Origin of the sequence: Arthrobacter zhaoguopingii (assembly GCF_009828605.1) — a bacterium.
GTDB classification, from domain to species: Bacteria; Actinomycetota; Actinomycetes; order Actinomycetales; family Micrococcaceae; genus Arthrobacter_D; species Arthrobacter_D zhaoguopingii.
Map to the genome: position 1 here is coordinate 68,317 of NZ_WIAE01000010.1, position 16,857 is coordinate 85,173.

Sequence of the window (16,857 nt, forward strand, 5' to 3'; positions counted from 1 at the left end):
AGGCCTTCCCGGCGGCTGCTAATCGTCGGTCTCGAGTTCGGCGAGGACCTCTTCGGAGAGGTCGGCGTTGGAATAGACGTTCTGCACGTCGTCGAGCTCTTCGAGGGCGTCAACGAGCTTGAGGAACTTCTTCGCGCCGTCGACGTCGAGCTGGACCTGCATTGAGGGGACGAATTCAGCCTCGTCCGTGTCGTATTCGATGCCGTTCTCCTCAAGCGCGGCCACTACGGCCCGCAGGTCCTGGGGTTCGGAGACCACCTCGAAGGTGTCGGCGGACTCCTTGACCTCCTCGGCGCCGGCATCGAGGACCGCCATCAGGACATCGTCCTCGGACAGGCCGTTCTTGGGCAGGGTGACGACGCCCTTGCGGGTGAACAGGTAGGCGACCGACCCCGGGTCGGCGACGCTGCCGCCGTTGCGGGTGATGCCGAGGCGCACCTCGGACGCGGCCCGGTTCTTGTTGTCGGTGAGGCACTCGATGAGCAGGGCCGAGCCCTGGGGACCGCGCGCCTCGTACATGATCGTCTGGTAGTCGACGGCGTCGCCGAGGAGCCCGGCGCCGCGCTTGACCGCGCGGTTGATGTTGTCGATGGGGACCGAGGTCTTCTTCGCCTTGGACACCGCGAGCTCAAGGCCCGGGTTGCCGGCGAGGTCCGCGCCCCCGGCCCGCGCCGCCACCTCGATGTTCTTGATCAGCTTGGCGAAGGACTTCGCGCGCTTGGCGTCGATCGCGGCCTTCTTATGTTTGGTTGTAGCCCATTTAGAGTGCCCCGACATGCCTACGCTTCTCCTCTGATCATTCGAATAAACAACTCGTGGACCCGCCGCTCGCCGGTGACTTCCGGGTGGAAACTCGTCGCGAGCAGGTTGCCCGACCGCACTGCCACAATTCTAGCGACCGTCCCGGACTTATCCGGGCCGCCGTCGCCGGACCCGCCGGGCGGGGGCGTCGCGGGCGCCGCCACCTCGGCGAGGACCTCCACCGAGGGCCCGACCTTCTCCACCCAGGGGGCGCGGATGAACACGGCCCGCACCGGGTCGTCTCCGCCGGCGCCGGCGGTGTCGGCGAGCCCGGTGAAGGCGAGGTCGGTCTCGAAGGATTCGCGCTGGCGGCCGAAGGCATTGCGCCGCACCACGATGTCGAGCCCGCCCAGGGTCTGCTGCGGGTTGCCCTGGCGGTCGGTGGAGGGGTCGGCGATGACGTCGGCGAGCATAATCATGCCGGCGCAGGAACCGTAGGCCGGCAGCCCGCCCAGGATCCGCGCGCGCAGCGGTTCCGCGAGGTCGAAGGCCCGGGTGAGCTTGTCGATCGTCGTGGATTCGCCGCCGGGAAGAATGATGCCGTCGATCCCCTCCAGCTCGGAGGGCCGCCGGACGGCGGTGGCGGTACCGCCGAGCGACTCGATGGTTCGGATGTGTTCGCGCACGTCCCCCTGGACGGCCAGCACGCCGATGCGCACGCCTGAGGAGGGCGAAGGTGAGGAAGAGGCCATGGTCCAATTCTAGGTTGTCCCATTCCGCGCCGGGCGCGGGCCCACTGACCGGTTCCCTCCGGTGCTTGCGCTAGGTTTAAAGGCATGAATTCCCTGAGCGTGCTGGTTGGAAAAGCGGTGCGCCGCGCCTCGAGGCTGCGCGGCGGCGGGTCCGCACTGCCGGGCCTTGTGGTGGAACGCCTTGACCCGGGTTTCATGGGACGGGCCCTGTCCACCCTTGAGCACGGCGTGATGGTGGTCAGCGGCACCAACGGAAAGACCACCACCACCAAGATGGTCGTTGAGCTGCTCGAGGGGCAGGGCCTGAAGGTCTTCACGAACCGCACCGGCAGCAACTTCACCCGGGGCGTCGCTGCGGCCCTGCTGGGCGAGGTGGACTGGCGCGGACGCCTGAATGCCGACATCGCCGTCCTTGAACTCGACGAGGCCCACGCCGTGCACTTCGTGAACCTTGTCCGCCCGAAGTACTCCCTGCTGCTGAACGTCCTGAGGGACCAGCTCGACCGGTTCGGTGAGATCGACGCGACCACCCGCCTGCTGGGCAAGATCGCCGCCGCCACCACCGGCACTGTGATCCTCAACCGCGAGGACCCGCGCGTGGCCGGCCTCGCGCCGACGGTGCAGGACGCCGGCGTGGTCTACTTCGGCCTCGACCCCTCGCTGCGGAGCACCTTCCCGAATGACGACGAACTCCGCGGCGCCACCGGCGTTCCGGCGCCCTCCGACCTCCCTGCCGACGTCGTGCTGGAGCAGGTCGAAGGCAACGGCGCGGTGTTCGGCGTCGGCGGGACATCGGTGCCGGCCGACCTGCGCCTGCGCGGGGTCTACAACATCTTCAATGCGGCCGCTGCCCTGGCCGCGGCCCGCACCGTGCTTGGCGGGGCTGCCGACCAGGATGCCCTGTTCGCCTCGCTGTCGGCCGTCGAACCGGCCTTTGGGCGCGGCGAGAGCGTCACCGTTGACGGCCAGCCCCTCGAACTGGTGCTCGTGAAGAACCCCAGCGGCTTCCGGCTCGGACTGAAGTCCTTCGATCCGGCCGGCACTGCCACGATGATCGCGATCAACGACAACTACGCCGACGGCCGCGACATGTCGTGGCTGTGGGACGTTGACTTCGACTCGCTGCGCGCCGCGGGCGTCGACCACGTCACCGGGGTGCGCGCCTACGACATGGCGCTGCGTCTGAAATACGACGACGTCGAGGTCCGCGGCATCGAGCCCGAGATCCCGGCGGCGCTCAAGGCGTTCATCGCCGCCAGCCCCGGGCAGCCCAAGCGCATCTTCTGCACTTACACGGCGATGCTCGCCGTGCGGCGCGAACTCGCCAAAATCACGACCGTCGAGGTGGTTTCCTGATGTCCAAGGGCACGATTTCCATCCTGCAGCTGTACCCCCGGGAGATGAACATCTACGGCGACTGGGGCAACGTCCTGGTGCTCAAGCAGCGCCTGGCCTGGCACGGGTACGACGCCGTCATCTCCGAACACAACGCAGGAGACAGCTTCCCCGACGACGCCGACCTGATCATCGGCGGCGGCGGCCAGGACAGCGGGCAGCTGGTGATCCAGCAGGACCTGCAGGCCATCGGGCCCCGCCTGCGTGGGTTGGCCGAGGATGGACAGCCCATGCTCGCCATCTGCGGGCTCTACCAGCTGTTCGGCAGGTTCTTTAAGACCGTGGACGGCACGGTGATCCCGGGCATCGGGGTGCTTGACCTTGAGACCCACGGTGGAAAGGAGCGCCTCATCGGCAACGTCGTCGCCACCAGCGGGGAGTTCGGCGAGATCCACGGGTACGAAAACCACAGCGGGCAGACCTTCCTGGGCGCCGGAGTGACGCCGCTGGCCACCGTCACCAAGGGCGAGGGCAACAACGCCCGGGACAACCACGAGGGCGCGCGCCGCCACAACGTGGTGGCAAGCTACCTCCACGGTTCGCTGCTCCCGAAGAACCCGGCGATCGCGGACTTCCTCATCCGGACCGCGGTCGAGCGGAAGTACGGGATCTTCGAGCCGGGCGAGGTCGACGACACCCTCGCCGACCTCGCCCGGCGCCACGCGGGCAGCCGCCCGCGCTGACCTCGGTCCGCACTGACCTTCGTGCCGGCCCCGCCCGATAGTTCAGCGGGCTGGTCCGGGCTGGTCATCCGGTCCTGAACCGGCCGGTACGGGCCCCGGAGGGGAACCAGTTCCCCGCCGGTGGCGCGGCATGCAAAAGTTAAGGCTTATGAGCAACCCCTTCTTCGAGCCGAGCACGCTCCCCTACCAGCTGCCGCCCTTCGACCGCATCGAGGACGGCCACTACCTGCCGGCCTTCGAGGCGGGATTCGCGGAGCAGCTTGCCGAGATCGGGGCCATTACCGCCAGCCCGGAACCCGCGGATTTCGAGAACACCATCACCGCCCTTGAGCGTTCGGGGCAGGTCCTGCAGCGGGTGGCCGCCGCTTTCCATAACCGTTCCTCGGCCGACTCCACGGCCGCCATCCAGGACATTGAGACGCGCATCGCGCCGCGCCTTGCCGAGCACCAGGACAATATCCACCTCAACCGGGCCCTCTTCGAGCGCCTCAAGGCGGTCCCGGCGGACGGCCTCGACGCCGAACCGGCCCGGTTGCTGGCCGAGTACCTTCGGCGGTTCACGGCCGCGGGCGCCGAACTCGACGACGCCGCCCAGGCCCGGCTGCGGGCGCTCAACGCAGAGCTGTCCGAACTCTCGACCGAGTACCAGCAGCGGCTGCTGCGGGACACCAATGCCTCCGCGCTCCTGCTCGACACCGCGGCCGAGCTCGACGGCCTCCCCGCCGATGACATCGCCGCCGCCGCGGCGGCAGCCGAAGCGGCGGGCCACCCCGGCAGGTACCTGCTCACCCTGATCCTTCCCACCAACCAGCCGGCGATGGCGCTGCTGACCGACCGCGCGGTGCGCCGGCGGCTGTATGAACTGTCGGTGAACCGCGGCTTCAGCGACGGCCCGGATAACACCCTGGAGCTGGCCGCACGCATGGCGGCCCTGCGCGCCGACCGCGCCGCCCTGCTGGGCTTCGACACGTACGCCGCGGCCGCCACGGACGACCAGACCGCACCCTCGCTCGGGGCCATCCGGGAGCGCCTCGCCGCCCTCACCGGTCCCGCCGTGCGCAACGCCCGGGCGGAGGCGGCCGAGCTCGGGGCCGACGCCGGGCACCCGCTCGAGCCGTGGGACTGGGCCTTCCACTCGGAGCGGGTCCGGCGCTCGAAGTACGACGTCGACCTCGCCGCGCTCCGGCCCTACTTCGAGCTGAACCGCGTCCTGAAGGACGGCATCTTCTTCGCGGCCGGGCAGCTGTACGGGCTGCGCTTCACTGAACGACCCGACCTCACCGGCTACCACCCCGAGGTGCAGGTGTGGGAGGTCTTCAACGAGGACGGATCCGGGCTGGGCCTGTTCCTCGGCGACTACTACACGCGCGACACGAAGAACGGGGGCGCCTGGATGAACTCCTTCGTTGACCAGTCCGCGCTCCAGGGCACCCGCGCGGTCGTGGTGAACAACCTGAACATTCCCAAGCCCCCGCCCGGGGAGCCGACGCTGCTCAGCTTCGACGAGGTGGTCACCGCCTTCCACGAATTCGGACACGCCCTGCACGGCCTGTTCTCCAACGTCACCTACCCCACCTTTTCGGGCACCAGCGTTCCGCGTGACTTCGTCGAATATCCATCGCAGGTCAACGAGATGTGGATGCTGTGGCCCGAGGTCGTGGCGAACTACGCCCGCCACCATGAGACCGGGGAGGCCCTCCCGCAGGAGGTCATCGACCGCGTCACGGCGGCGTCGACGTGGGGCGAAGGCTTCGCTACCACCGAGTACCTCGGGGCGACCCTGCTCGATCTGGCCTGGCACTCCCTGCCGCCCGGCACCACCGTTGAGGACCCGTCGGCCTTCGAGCAGCGGGCGCTTCAGGAGGCCGGCGTCGACTTCGCACTGGTTCCCCCGCGCTACCGGACCGGCTATTTTAAGCACATCTTCGCCGGCGGCTATGCCGCCGCCTACTACGCCTATATCTGGAGTGAGGTCCTCGACGCCGACACCGTCGAGTGGTTTCGATCCTCAGGAGGGCTCACCCGGGCCAACGGCGACACCTTCCGCACCGAGCTGCTCTCACGCGGTAACAGCATCGACCCGCTTCAGGCGTTCCGCAACTTCCGGGGCCGGGATGCCGAACTGGAGCCGCTGCTGAAGCGGCGGGGCCTGGCCTGAGCCCGGATGGTCACAATTGCCCAGGTCCAGCGCCTGCACACCGCCTGGTTCGCGGCGCTTGCCACCGCCACCGGCGGAAAGACCTTCTCCACCCACGGGTGCACGTGGGCGTGGCTTCCGGCGCGGTCGCAGCTTCTGCTCCTGTTCCCGGAGGAGGTCTCGCTGGCCGGCATCCGCCCGGGCCTCGCCGAGGGCAGCAGGTTGGGAGCGAAGACGGTGGGCGTCTGGCTGAACGGCGCGGTGCGCAGCAGCGCCCTGTCGTCACTGGGGTTCTCGCCGGGGTGGCAGCCGTGGTGGATGGCCGCGCCCGTCGGGGTACCGGCCGCCTATGAGGACGGCGCCGCCGAACTGTCGACGGAGGTGCCTGAGTATCTCGGGCCGCTGGCCCGGGAACTGCGGGTGGTACGGTCCCAGCCCCGGCAGGCCTGGCACGCCGAGACGAGGGCCGGCGGGAACGTCGTCGGCGCGGCGTACTCGTTCTACCCCTCGGGGGTCCCGGGGCTCCGGGGTCTCGGCGGGATCTTCTCCCTCGAGGTCCTGCCGGAGTACCGCCACCGCGGCCTCGGCACCGCGTTGCTGAGCCGCGCTGCCAAGGCGGCGGCCGCATCCGGGGCCCGGCATCTGGCGGTCAATGCGGCGCCCTCGGGGTCGGAGTTCTTCGCGGCCCGGGGTTTCGACCTCGTGGGCCGGGGCAAGACACTGTGGATGGCACTCTAAGCTCCGGACGGCAGGGCGGACGGCGACCCTAGGCGGCGTCCGGGGCACTGCGGGGACGGAACCGCCGGATGCTGTAGGCGATGAACGCCGCCGCGAGCAGTGCCGACAGAATCAGCCCCGAGCCGACGCTCCAACCGCCGGGTAGCCACCACTGCGCTTCAAGCGGCCACCAGCCGGGTGCGGCCGGCTTGATGCACCAGAGCACGCCGACGAGGGCCAGCACCAGGGCGGCGGCGAAGCTGAGCGCGATGTTGCGCCGGGTCCGAACGCCTCGGGCGGCGGCCGCGAAGGCCCGGGTCTTGACCGGCTGCAGCCACCGGCGGGCCCATTCGTACTGCTGGGCGAGCATGGTGAGGCCGGCAACGAGTGCCAGCAGCCCGGGGCCGGGGAGGACGAGGGCCGCGAGCCCAATGGCCACGAGGAGCCAGCCCACGACCAGCCCGGCCACGCGTTTCGCGCCCCGGGGTCGAGTCCGTCCCGCGAACCGAGCCATGCGAACCCTCCAAAGTGTTAGCCTGCTGCTGCTTCACCAGCCTGCCGGAGTGCCTCGATCCGGCGGAGCTGCCACCGGCCGTGTCAGCTAAACGTTCAGGCCGGCCGCAGAGTTCGCGCCGACCTGGTCGACCTTGCCGTGGAAACGCATCCCGGCCTTGCCGCCGAGCACGGCCCCGATGAAGGGGACGATGACGGCGACGACGAGGGCGATGATCCCACCGGTGGTCAGCGCACCCTCATTGACGGGGATGCGGGGGAAGCCGATGAGGCCCCCGAGGACGTTGAACTGGCTGCCGGCGACGGCGCCGAGAAGGGCGGTGAGGACCACCGCGATGCCTGTGGCCGTCATCCAGCCGAAGAAGGCCGAGCCGAACTTCATTCCGCCGAACTGCCGCCGTTCCTCGGCGGCGATCTCGTCACGTCTACCCTCCGGCGTACTCGGCCCGGAAGTGTTGTGCTGTGCCATGAAACTCTCCTCGAACGTTGCGGTGGATGCGGGTAGATCCGTCCGGGACGCAGGGTGCCGATCGCCGTTTCAACGCCAGTATTCTACCGCTAGATCGCCTAGTAGTAAGCAGGCTTGCCAATTATTTCCGGGGCCCCTAGAGTGGGCGGTGCAAGCAGCCCGGGGCCCCGCGCCCATGACCTCCACTACGGCGCCGCCCACCGCGGCGGAGCCAGTGAACACCTTCGTGAACACCAAGGAGAAACATGATTTCCCAGGAAAACCTGAACGACCTGGCCGCCGGCCGCGGAAACGTGTACACCAATGACGGCAGCAAGCTCGGCTCGATCGGCCAGCTGTATGTCGATGACGAGACCGGGCAGCCCAGTTGGGTCACGGTCAACACCGGCCTGTTCGGCACCTCCGAGTCCTTCGTTCCGCTCCAGGCCGCATCGGTTGACGGCAACGACGTCCGCGTCCCCTACTCCAAGGACCTCGTCAAGGACGCTCCCAAGGTGGAGAAGGACGGCCACCTGAGCCCCGAGGAGGAGGACCGCCTCTACCGGCACTACAGCCTCAACGGCGGCTCCGACGGGACCCGCGGCGCCGACTACGACACCACCGGCACCACCACCGGCCGTGAAGCCGTCGGCCACGACACCTCCGGCCCCACCACCGACGAGGCGATGACCCGCTCGGAGGAGCAGCTGCGCGTGGGCACCGAGTCGCGCGAAGCCGGCCGGGTGCGCCTGCGCAAGTTCGTCGTCTCCGAGAACGTGTCCCAGACGGTTCCGGTGTCGCGCGAAGAGGTCCGCCTCGAGCGTGAGCCGATCACCGATGCCAACCGCGATGCCGCAATGGCCGGTCCGGCCATCAGCGAAGAGGAGCACGAGGTCGTCCTGCACGAGGAGCGGCCCGTCGTGGAGAAGGAAGCCGTTCCGGTCGAACGGGTCCGCCTCGATAAGGAGACAGTGACCGAGCAGCACACGGTCAACGAGGAGGTCCGTAAGGAGCAGATCGAGGCCGACGGCGACCTCGGCCGCGGCCGGCACTGACCCACCCGCCCCCAGAGGGAACGCAGAAGGGGCACCGCCTGGTGGCGGTGCCCCTTCTTTTGTGCCTTGAGCCTGCTGCGCCGGTGGCTACCAGCCGCGCTCGGCGAGGCGGTGCGGCTGCGGCAGCTCGTCGACGTTGATGCCGACCATGGCTTCACCCAGGCCGCGGGAGACCTTGGCGACCATGTCGGGGTCGTCGTGGAAGGTCGTCGCCTTGACTATGGCGGCGGCCCTCTCGGCGGGGTTCCCGGCCTTGAAGATGCCCGAACCGACGAACACGCCGTCGGCGCCGAGCTGCATCATCATGGCGGCGTCGGCGGGGGTTGCAATGCCGCCGGCGGTGAAGAGCACCACCGGCAGGCGGCCCTCCCGGGCGACCTCCTTGACCAGCTCGTAGGGCGCCTGCAGTTCCTTGGCGGCGACGTAGAGTTCGTCCTCGGCCATTGAGGAGAGCCGGGCGATCTCCGAGCGGATCTTGCGCATGTGCATCGTCGCGTTGGAGACGTCGCCGGTGCCGGCCTCGCCCTTGGACCGGATCATTGCCGCACCCTCGTTGAGGCGGCGCAGCGCCTCCCCCAGGTTCGTGGCGCCGCAGACGAAGGGCACCGTGAACTTCCACTTGTCGATGTGGTTGGCGTAGTCCGCCGGGGTCAGCACCTCGGACTCGTCGATGTAGTCGACGCCGAGCGACTGCAGCACCTGCGCCTCGACGAAGTGCCCGATCCGTGCCTTGGCCATCACCGGGATGGACACGGCGTCGATGATGCCGTCGATCATGTCGGGGTCGCTCATGCGCGAGACCCCGCCCTGGGCGCGAATGTCGGCCGGAACCCGCTCGAGGGCCATGACAGCCACCGCGCCGGCATCTTCGGCGATCCGGGCCTGCTCCGGCGTGACGACGTCCATAATCACGCCGCCCTTCAGCATTTCAGCCATTCCGCGCTTGACGCGGCTGCCGCCGGTCGAAGCGGCGGTTGTTGAATTGTCGTCAACGGTGGACACAGAAAGCCCCTAAAGATTGGTAAAAGGTAACGCATCCCATAATACGCCCGGACGGGCCGGCGCACCGCTGCCCGTTCCGGCCCCTTCCGCTGGTTCGGCGCGCCGTCTGGAAAGGGAGGCTACCCTCCCGCGCCGGCGCGCGGGCGCCCGGGTGCCGCCGCCGAGTTTTCCCGAAGCGCCGGGGAGGAGCGCGGCACCATGACCAGCACGGCTGAGGGAAGCAGCGTGACCTCGGCGGGGGCGGGCCCGACCAGTTCCCCGTCGGCGTAGACGTTCAGGCCCGGCGCCGCGGTCAGCCGAATCCGCCGGCCCCGGGAGGAGGCGACGCCCGGCTGGGTGACGTGGGCGCCGCGGAAGGCGCAGAGGAACACGGAGGCGAGGCGGACCCTGCCGCCGCCGCGCAGCCGGACGACGTCGAGTAGGCCGTCGTCAGCGACGGCGTCGGGGGCGATGCGGATGCCGCCGCCGTACTGGCCGACATTGCCGACGGCGACGAACCAGCCGGGAAACTCCTCCCGGTCGCCGTCGACCTCGACGACGAACCCGACGCCCTTCCAGGTGAGAAGTGCCCGCACTCCCCCGGCGAGGTAGCTCAGGGGGCCCAGTCCGACCCGGGCGGCGTTGGCCAGTTCCGCGGCGAAGCCGTCGAACCCGATGTGGGCGACGCCGAGGAACGGCACCCCGTTCACACAACCGAGATCGAGGGGGCGCACCGTCAGGGCCGGCACCGAGCGGACGGCCCTGACGGGGTTGACCGGCAGCCCGAGCCGGCGGACCGTGTCGTTGCCCCGCCCGCCGCCAAGGGTCAGCAGCACCGCGGAGGTGCCCCGGACGCCGGCGGCGACGGCCCCGTGCAGCCCGTCACCGCCGAGGGAGGCGACGAGCGTGCCCGGGCCGGCGGTGGCGGCGGCCGCGCGGGCGTCGGCCAGCCCTTCGGTCACATGCTCGACGACGTCATAGCCCTGCGCGGCCAGGGCACTCCGGACCCGGGCCCGAAATCTCAGGCTCCGGCCGCGGCCGGAGGTCGGGTTGACGATCAGCAGGGCCCGCAGCGGGGCGGGCGCGGCGGCCGGCGGCACGCTCACAGGGCGGTACGGCCGTTGGAAGGCACCGGGTTCAGCCCTGCCCGGCCGGGCGGGGGTCCATCGACTGGCGCCGCACGGCGGCGACCCGCTGAAACACGGTGACCATACTCGCAAGGGCAAGCAGGACCAGGACGCCGAGGAGGAACTCCCCCGGCAGGCCCAGGCCGGTCAGTCCTGCGGTGACGAGCACCGACACGAGCCGCTCGGCGCGTTCGGCGATGCCGACACTGGCGTCGAAGCCGAGCGCCTCGGCCTTGGCCCGGGCGTAGGAGACGAGCATTCCGAGGACGAGGCACAGCAGGGCCGCGACCGCCGTCGGGACTGAGTCCCCGCCGGTGAAGTACCAAACGGCCAGGCCCGCGAACACTGCACCGTCGGCCACCCGGTCGAGGGTGGAATCGAGGAAGCTCCCCCAGGGGCCGCCCGGTCCCCGCAGCCGGGCCATGATGCCGTCGATCACGTCGGAGAAGACAAACGCGGTGATGAACAGCGTGCCCCAGAAGAGCTCGCCCTGCGGGTAGAAGACCAGCGCGCCGACGGCGACGCCCGCCGTGCCGGCGATGGTCACGGCGTCAGGGCTGACCCCCCACCGCAGCAGCAGCGCAGCCAGCGGGGTGAACAGGGTCGTAAAAAATGTCCTCGCGTACTTGTTGAGCATGGTTCAGGCACGCCCTTCCGCAGCATTGGCATTCCGCGCACCCGCGGCGGCCCCGGAGGCGGGCCAGCCCTCGGCCACCTGCCGGCGCACCTCGTCCAGGGTCTGCGTCACCGCCTTGGTCTGGGCGATGATGGGCAGGAAGTTCCCGTCCCCGCCCCAGCGGGGGACGACGTGCTGGTGCAGGTGCGCCGCGATGCCCGCACCCCCGGTGCGGCCCTGGTTCATGCCGATGTTGAAGCCGGTGGGGTTGGACACCGTCCGAAGCACCCGCATCGCTGTCTGGGTCAGGTCGGCGAACTCCGCCGTCTCGGCCCCGTCGATATCGGTGTAGTCGGGAAGGTGGCGGTAGGGAACCACCAGGAGGTGGCCGGGATTGTAGGGGTAGAGATTGAGCACCACGTAGCAATGCTCGCCCCGGTGGACGATCAGAGACTCCTCGTCGCTGCGGGTCGGAGCCACGCAGAACGGGCAGTCGTTCTCGCCGGTGACCTGGTCCTGGCCACCCTTGATGTAGGCGAGGCGGTGCGGGGTCCACAGGCGCTGGAAGGCATCGGGCACCCCGGCGAGCTGGAAGTCATCCGTCGCCGCCGCGTCCCCGGGATAGTCCATTCCGGCGTCTGGGGTCCGCTCCATCAGAGAGACTTATCCCGGGTCCGGACCGCATCGACGATGCGCTTCACGGCATCCTCGACGGGCACCTGATTCTCCTGGCTTCCGTCGCGGAAGCGGAACGAGACGGCGCCGGCCTCCTGGTCCTCGCCGCCGGCGATCAGGACGAAGGGCACCTTCTCCTTGCTCGCCGTGCGGATTTTCTTGGGGAACCTGTCCGTGCCGGCGTCGACCTGGGCGCGGATGCCTTCGGCCTTAAGCCGGTCGACGACGTCGTACAGGTAGTCGTTGAATGCCTCCGCCACGGGGACGGCGAGGACCTGCACCGGTGCGAGCCAGGCAGGGAAGGCACCAGCGTAGTGCTCGGTGAGCACGCCCATGAACCGCTCGATCGAGCCGAACAGGGCGCGGTGGATCATCACGGGGCGCTGGCGGGCGCCGTCGGCGGCCTGGTACTCCATCTCAAAGCGCTCGGGCAGGTTGAAGTCGAGCTGGATGGTCGACATCTGCCAGGTGCGGCCGATGGCGTCCTTGGCCTGGACGGAGATCTTGGGGCCGTAGAACGCGGCTCCCCCCGGGTCGGGAACCAGCTCGAGGCCGGACTCCTCGGCCACCTCGGCGAGGGTGCGGGTCGCTTCCTCCCAGATGTCGTCGGCACCGACGGACTTCTCCTCGTTCCGGGTGGAGAGCTCAAGGTAGAAGTCATCGAGCCCGTAGTCCTTGAGGAGCCCCAGGACGAAGTTCAGCGTCCCGGTGAGCTCCTCCTTCATCTGCTCGCGCGTGCAGTAGATGTGGGCGTCGTCCTGGGTCATGCCGCGGACCCGGGTGAGGCCGTGGATGACGCCTGACTTCTCGTACCGGTACACCGAACCGAATTCGAAGAGCCGCAGCGGCAGTTCCCGGTAGGAACGCCCGCGCGACTTGTAGATCAGGTTGTGCATGGGGCAGTTCATCGGCTTGAGGTAGTAGTCCTGCCCGGGCTTGCGCACCGAACCGTCCTCATTGAGCTCCGAGTCAACGTGCATCGGGGGGAACATGCCGTCCCGGTACCAGTCGAGGTGGCCCGACACCTCGTAGAGGTGGCCCTTGGTGATGTGCGGGGTGTAAACGAACTCGTACCCGGCCTCGGTGTGCCGCTGGCGGGAGTAGTCCTCCATCGCCTTGCGGATGACGCCGCCCTTGGGGTGGAACACGGGCAGCCCCGAGCCGAGCTCGTCCGGGAAGGAGAAGAGGTCGAGCTCGGTGCCGAGGCGGCGGTGGTCGCGGCGCTCGGCCTCGGCCAGGCGCTCCCGGTAGGCCACCAGGTCCTCCTTGGTGGGCCAGGCGGTGCCGTAAATCCGCTGCAGCTGCTTGTTCTTCTCGCTGCCGCGCCAGTACGCGGCCGCGGAGCGGGTCAGCGCGAAGGCGTTGGAGATCAGCTTGGTGTTGGGCAGGTGGGGACCACGGCACAGGTCCTCCCAGATAACGTCGCCGGACTTCCGATCGACATTGCCGTAGATCGACAGCCCGCCGGCGCCGACCTCCACGGAGGCGCCCTCCTCGTCGGAGGCATCACCCTTGAGCCCGATCAGTTCGAGTTTGTAGGGTTCGTCGGCCATGGCCAGACGCGCCTCATCCTCGGACACCTCGCGGCGCACGAAGAGCTGGTTCGTGTTGACGATCTTCTGCATCATCTTCTCGAGCTGCTTCAACTCGTCGGGGGTGAACGGCTCGTCGACGTCGAAGTCGTAGTAGAAGCCGTCGGTGATGTAGGGCCCGATGCCGAGCCGGGCACCGGGACGCAGCTGCTGCACCGCCTGGGCGAGCACGTGGGTGGCCGAGTGCCGCAGCACCTGGAGGCCCTCGGGCGACTCCATCGTGACGGCCTCGACCTGCGCGCCCTCGGGCAGCGGCTGGTCGAGGTCCTTCAGTTCACCGTCGACCCGGACCACGACGACGTCGCGGCGTTCCCGGAAGAGATCGGCACCGGTCGTGCCCGCGGTCACCTGGTTCTCTTCGCCATCGACGATGAGGGTGATAGGTAGGGGCGCTGACACAGTGGTCTCCTTGCGAAAGTGGTACGAGCTAATGACTGGCGTGCATCCGGGGCAGGCGCACCCGGAATCGGGCGTCGCCGCGGTCCTCTGATCGTATCCGCTGCGCTCGGGCGCGACCAACAACCGCCGCGCCACGCCCGGGCGTCCGTCCGGGGACCGGGCGGTGGCGGTGAGAGGATCGGGGAATGGATTCAACGGTGAATGTGATCACCCTCGGGGTGCGCAGCCTCAGGGCCTCCCTCGCCTTCTACGCGGACGGGCTGGGATGGACGCCCAAACTCCACGTTCCGGAGGAGGTGGCCTTCTTCCAGGTGGGCCATGGACTGCTGCTGTCCCTGTTCCGCCTTGACCACCTCGCAGCGGAGGCCGGCGGAGGCGGGCATGGCAATCCGCAGCTGTTCACCCTGGCCCACAATGTTGACTCACCGGAGGCGGTCGATTCGGTGCTCCACGAGGCCGCAGCCGCCGGCGGGTCGATCGTGGCGGCGGGCACCCAGATGAGCTGGGGCGGCTATTCCGGGTACTTCGCGGATCCCGACGGATTCCGGTGGGAGGTCTGCTACAACCCCGGCCTGCGGGTCGAGCCGGACGGCACCGTTTCCATCGTCGAAATCGCCTGACGGAATCGAAACCCGTGCAGCGGCGTTGCACCTGTAGGTACTGAAACCACAACAGCACCATTTTTTGCAGCCATCCCAGGAGGAGCACCGTGGATTACACACCAGAAAACGGGACCATCACCATGTTCTCGACATCGTGGTGCGGCTATTGCCGCCGGCTGAAGTCCCAGCTCACAGCCCAGGGCATCGGCTTCCGCGAGATCAACATCGAGGAGACCGAGGGGACGGCCGAGCTGGTCGCTTCGCTCAACGGCGGAAACCAGACGGTCCCCACCGTCATCTTCCCCGATGGCTCCACGGCGACGAACCCGTCCGTGGCGGATGTCAAGACCCGCCTCGGCGTCTAGGCCGCAGCGGCCGGCCGGCGGGCCCGTCCCGCCGGCTGCCGCTCCTGCCCCCGCCTGCCGGTCCAGCAGGTCCAGGCCGCCCAACTGATCCAGCCCTACAGATCCGGCGCCGGAACGAGCCGCACGTGCCGGTCGTAGGCGCCAAGTACCGTCTCCTCAAGGTCCCGGACCCGGATGCCCGGGCGAAGATCCTCGGCCGCTCCCGCGGTGGCCGGGTCCCATTTCAGGTCGAGGGCCGAATAAGCGTCGGTGAGCACGGCCCTCAGGGGCGCCGCATCCTCAACGATCAGCACCGAGGAGAACAGCCACGCCCCGGCCACCACCCGCTGCGCTGTTCCCACCAGCTTGACCTGCCCCCGCCCGCCCGCCGGGCCGTGGACACTGAATTCCCCGGGACAGTACTCCCCCGGGATCTCGCCCACGGCGGCGGGGACACCGGCGTCCCGCAGCGCCCGGGCGAAGAGACCTCCGAAGAATTCGAAGCGCGCGCGCGTGGCGGCTACCGGATCGGATGCCGGTTCAATATGGTCGACCACCAGGCAGCCCCGGTGGTATGCGGCGGCCCTTCCGCCGGCTCGGCGCACCACCGGTTCGAATCCCGCCGCCCGCACCTTGCCGCCGGCCTCGGGAAATCCCGGAAGCCGCGCGTCGCGCTGTCCGAAGGCCACCGTCGGCTCCGGGCGGTACAGCCGCAGCGTGGGGCTGCGCCGCCCTGCGGCCACCTCCCTCAGGAGCGCGATGCCCGCGTCGAGGTCCTCGGAGGCACCCGACGTGCGGCGCTGCTGATACACCTCAAGCGTGTCCGCTCCCTCCCAGGGGTTCCCCATGGCCTCCGGCTCCGTCCGTTCGTTCCGCGTCGTCCCGTTCCGCGTCGTGCACCGGCGCTCCGGCTCTCCCGCGGGCGGATCAACCCGCCCCGAGGCGGCCTGCGCCCGGCAGCGTGCCCCGCGCCCAATCTATATGACACTCTTGGAGTTGTAAGGTCTGGACCGCCCCGATGCACTGCCGGAGGCGCACCGGAACCGTCTCGCAGCACCGAACTCCACCGGGGGCACTTCATGGACTCAGCGCGCAGCTTCGACTCCGTTTCGATCATCTTCAACCCGAACAGCACCGGGGACGCGCCACGGCTCGCCGACGGGCTCCACAATGACCTGACCCGGCTCCTGTCCTACGCTCCGGAGATCACCCTGCGGCCCACCGAGCGCGCCGGTCATGCCGTGGAACTCGCCCGGGAGGCCGCCCGGCAGGGCAATGCCCTCGTGGTCTCGGTAAGCGGCGACGGCGGATACAACGAGGTGGTCAACGGGGTGATGCAGAGCGGCAGCAGCGACACCGTCTGCGCCGTCATGGCCGCGGGGAACGCCAACGACCACCGCCGCACCACCGGGACCAAATCCCTTCCCGAGGCGATTGCCGAGGGCGAGGTGCGGCGCCTCGACCTCCTGAAAATCACGATTGGCGAGGAAGCGGAGGCCGAGACGAACTACGCCCACTCCTACATCGGTTTCGGGCTCACGCCCGTGGTGGCGATCGACCTCGAAAAGGGAAGCAAGGGCGCCTTCAAGGAAATGGTGACGGTGGTGCGTACCTTCGCGAAGTTCAAGCCCTTCGAAATCCGCCAGACCGACGGGGTCCACCGCAGATTCGACAGCCTCGTGCTGGCGAACATCCCGGAGATGGCGAAGTACGCAACCCTCAGCGAGGCAGAGGACCACCCGTCCGACGGACAGTTCGAAGTGGTGGTCTTCCCCCATATGGCGAAGTGGAAGGTGCTGCTGACAGCCCTGCGCGCCGCCTCCAAGGGGCTCGGCAAGCAGCCCAGCGTCAGCAGGTACGAGTTCACCACCGTCAAGCCGATGCCCTACCAGCTCGACGGCGAGGTCAAATCGGCTCCGGCCGAGACGAAGGTTCTGGTCGAGGCCGCCCCTCGCGCCCTGGCCGTCCTCGGCTGAGCCGGGGTCCGGCCCGGCGCGCGGACGGGCGCGAAAGAAAGTTCGTGGACCTGGCCGGCGAACCGGGCACGGCCGGGCCGCGGTAGGCGTCGACCGGCGCAGCG

18 protein-coding genes are annotated in these 16,857 nt (G+C 69.2%); 8 read left to right on the top strand and 10 right to left on the bottom strand.

The genetic code is table 11. The annotated features are described in order from the left end of the window. Positions 1–18 precede the first annotated feature (18 nt). Both GVV77_RS13520 and pdxT read right to left on the bottom strand, forming a co-directional pair. Complete coding sequence (locus GVV77_RS13520) at positions 19–777, bottom strand: YebC/PmpR family DNA-binding transcriptional regulator (RefSeq protein WP_159619192.1); 759 nt, start codon at positions 775–777, stop codon at positions 19–21. Positions 778–779: 2 nt separating this feature from the next. Further along, the gene (gene pdxT, locus GVV77_RS13525) at positions 780–1,493 is read right to left on the bottom strand and encodes a pyridoxal 5'-phosphate synthase glutaminase subunit PdxT (protein ID WP_159619193.1); all 714 of its coding nucleotides are present in this window, start codon (positions 1,491–1,493) and stop codon (positions 780–782) included. Between the two features lie 84 nt (positions 1,494–1,577). On the opposite strand from pdxT, the gene GVV77_RS13530 reads away from it, so the two are divergent. The 4 genes from GVV77_RS13530 to GVV77_RS13545 all read left to right on the top strand — a co-directional run bounded on the left by GVV77_RS13530 (position 1,578) and on the right by GVV77_RS13545 (position 6,446). Next, entirely contained in the window at positions 1,578–2,849 is a 1,272-nt protein-coding gene (locus GVV77_RS13530; protein WP_159619194.1) for a Mur ligase family protein, read from the top strand. Continuing rightward, complete coding sequence (locus GVV77_RS13535) at positions 2,849–3,571, top strand: type 1 glutamine amidotransferase (protein WP_159619195.1); 723 nt, start codon at positions 2,849–2,851, stop codon at positions 3,569–3,571. Before GVV77_RS13530 ends, GVV77_RS13535 begins: the two co-directional genes overlap by 1 nt. A 148-nt stretch (positions 3,572–3,719) precedes the next feature. After that, positions 3,720–5,729 (top strand): M3 family metallopeptidase, encoded by a 2,010-nt coding sequence (locus tag GVV77_RS13540; protein ID WP_159619196.1) that lies wholly within the window; start codon positions 3,720–3,722, stop codon positions 5,727–5,729. A gap of 6 nt (positions 5,730–5,735) precedes the next feature. Continuing rightward, on the top strand, positions 5,736–6,446 hold the full coding sequence (locus GVV77_RS13545; protein WP_159619197.1) for a GNAT family N-acetyltransferase: 711 nt from the start codon (positions 5,736–5,738) through the stop codon (positions 6,444–6,446). A 28-nt stretch (positions 6,447–6,474) separates the two neighbouring features. Here GVV77_RS13545 and GVV77_RS13550 read toward each other — a convergent pair whose 3' ends face one another. Continuing rightward, a complete protein-coding gene (locus GVV77_RS13550; protein WP_159619198.1) occupies positions 6,475–6,939 on the bottom strand; it encodes a PGPGW domain-containing protein in 465 nt (154 codons plus the stop codon). Between the two features lie 87 nt (positions 6,940–7,026). Further along, a complete protein-coding gene (locus GVV77_RS13555; RefSeq protein ID WP_159619199.1) occupies positions 7,027–7,407 on the bottom strand; it encodes a hypothetical protein in 381 nt (126 codons plus the stop codon). 245 nt (positions 7,408–7,652) lie between these two features. Here GVV77_RS13555 and GVV77_RS13560 point away from each other — a divergent pair, with 245 nt between their 5' ends. Further along, positions 7,653–8,441, top strand: coding sequence for a DUF2382 domain-containing protein (locus GVV77_RS13560; protein ID WP_159619200.1), 789 nt, complete (start codon positions 7,653–7,655; stop codon positions 8,439–8,441). An 87-nt stretch (positions 8,442–8,528) separates the two neighbouring features. Here the strand turns inward: GVV77_RS13560 and pdxS are convergent, their stop codons facing one another. The 5 genes from pdxS to thrS all read right to left on the bottom strand — a co-directional run bounded on the left by pdxS (position 8,529) and on the right by thrS (position 13,831). Continuing rightward, a complete protein-coding gene (pdxS, locus tag GVV77_RS13565; protein WP_159619201.1) occupies positions 8,529–9,443 on the bottom strand; it encodes a pyridoxal 5'-phosphate synthase lyase subunit PdxS in 915 nt (304 codons plus the stop codon). Between the two features lie 119 nt (positions 9,444–9,562). Continuing rightward, positions 9,563–10,528, bottom strand: a complete 966-nt coding sequence (locus GVV77_RS13570; protein WP_159619202.1) for a diacylglycerol/lipid kinase family protein — start codon at positions 10,526–10,528, stop codon at positions 9,563–9,565. 31 nt (positions 10,529–10,559) lie between these two features. Continuing rightward, on the bottom strand, positions 10,560–11,186 hold the full coding sequence (gene pgsA / locus GVV77_RS13575; protein WP_159619203.1) for a phosphatidylinositol phosphate synthase: 627 nt from the start codon (positions 11,184–11,186) through the stop codon (positions 10,560–10,562). A 3-nt stretch (positions 11,187–11,189) separates the two neighbouring features. Beyond that, complete coding sequence (locus tag GVV77_RS13580) at positions 11,190–11,819, bottom strand: HIT family protein (RefSeq protein ID WP_159619204.1); 630 nt, start codon at positions 11,817–11,819, stop codon at positions 11,190–11,192. Continuing rightward, entirely contained in the window at positions 11,819–13,831 is a 2,013-nt protein-coding gene (gene thrS / locus GVV77_RS13585; RefSeq protein WP_159619205.1) for a threonine--tRNA ligase, read from the bottom strand. Before thrS ends, GVV77_RS13580 begins: the two co-directional genes overlap by 1 nt. A 185-nt stretch (positions 13,832–14,016) precedes the next feature. Here thrS and GVV77_RS13590 point away from each other — a divergent pair, with 185 nt between their 5' ends. Then, positions 14,017–14,451 carry a VOC family protein gene (locus GVV77_RS13590; RefSeq protein ID WP_159619207.1) on the top strand — a complete coding sequence of 145 codons (435 nt, stop codon included), beginning with the start codon at positions 14,017–14,019 and terminating at the stop codon, positions 14,449–14,451. Positions 14,452–14,540: 89 nt separating this feature from the next. After that, positions 14,541–14,798 (top strand): mycoredoxin, encoded by a 258-nt coding sequence (locus GVV77_RS13595; protein ID WP_159619209.1) that lies wholly within the window; start codon positions 14,541–14,543, stop codon positions 14,796–14,798. A gap of 95 nt (positions 14,799–14,893) precedes the next feature. Here the strand turns inward: GVV77_RS13595 and GVV77_RS13600 are convergent, their stop codons facing one another. Then, positions 14,894–15,625 carry a lipoate--protein ligase family protein gene (locus GVV77_RS13600; RefSeq protein WP_159619211.1) on the bottom strand — a complete coding sequence of 244 codons (732 nt, stop codon included), beginning with the start codon at positions 15,623–15,625 and terminating at the stop codon, positions 14,894–14,896. Positions 15,626–15,856: 231 nt separating this feature from the next. Here GVV77_RS13600 and GVV77_RS13605 point away from each other — a divergent pair, with 231 nt between their 5' ends. Beyond that, positions 15,857–16,753 carry a diacylglycerol/lipid kinase family protein gene (locus GVV77_RS13605; RefSeq protein WP_159619213.1) on the top strand — a complete coding sequence of 299 codons (897 nt, stop codon included), beginning with the start codon at positions 15,857–15,859 and terminating at the stop codon, positions 16,751–16,753. Positions 16,754–16,857 lie beyond the last annotated feature (104 nt).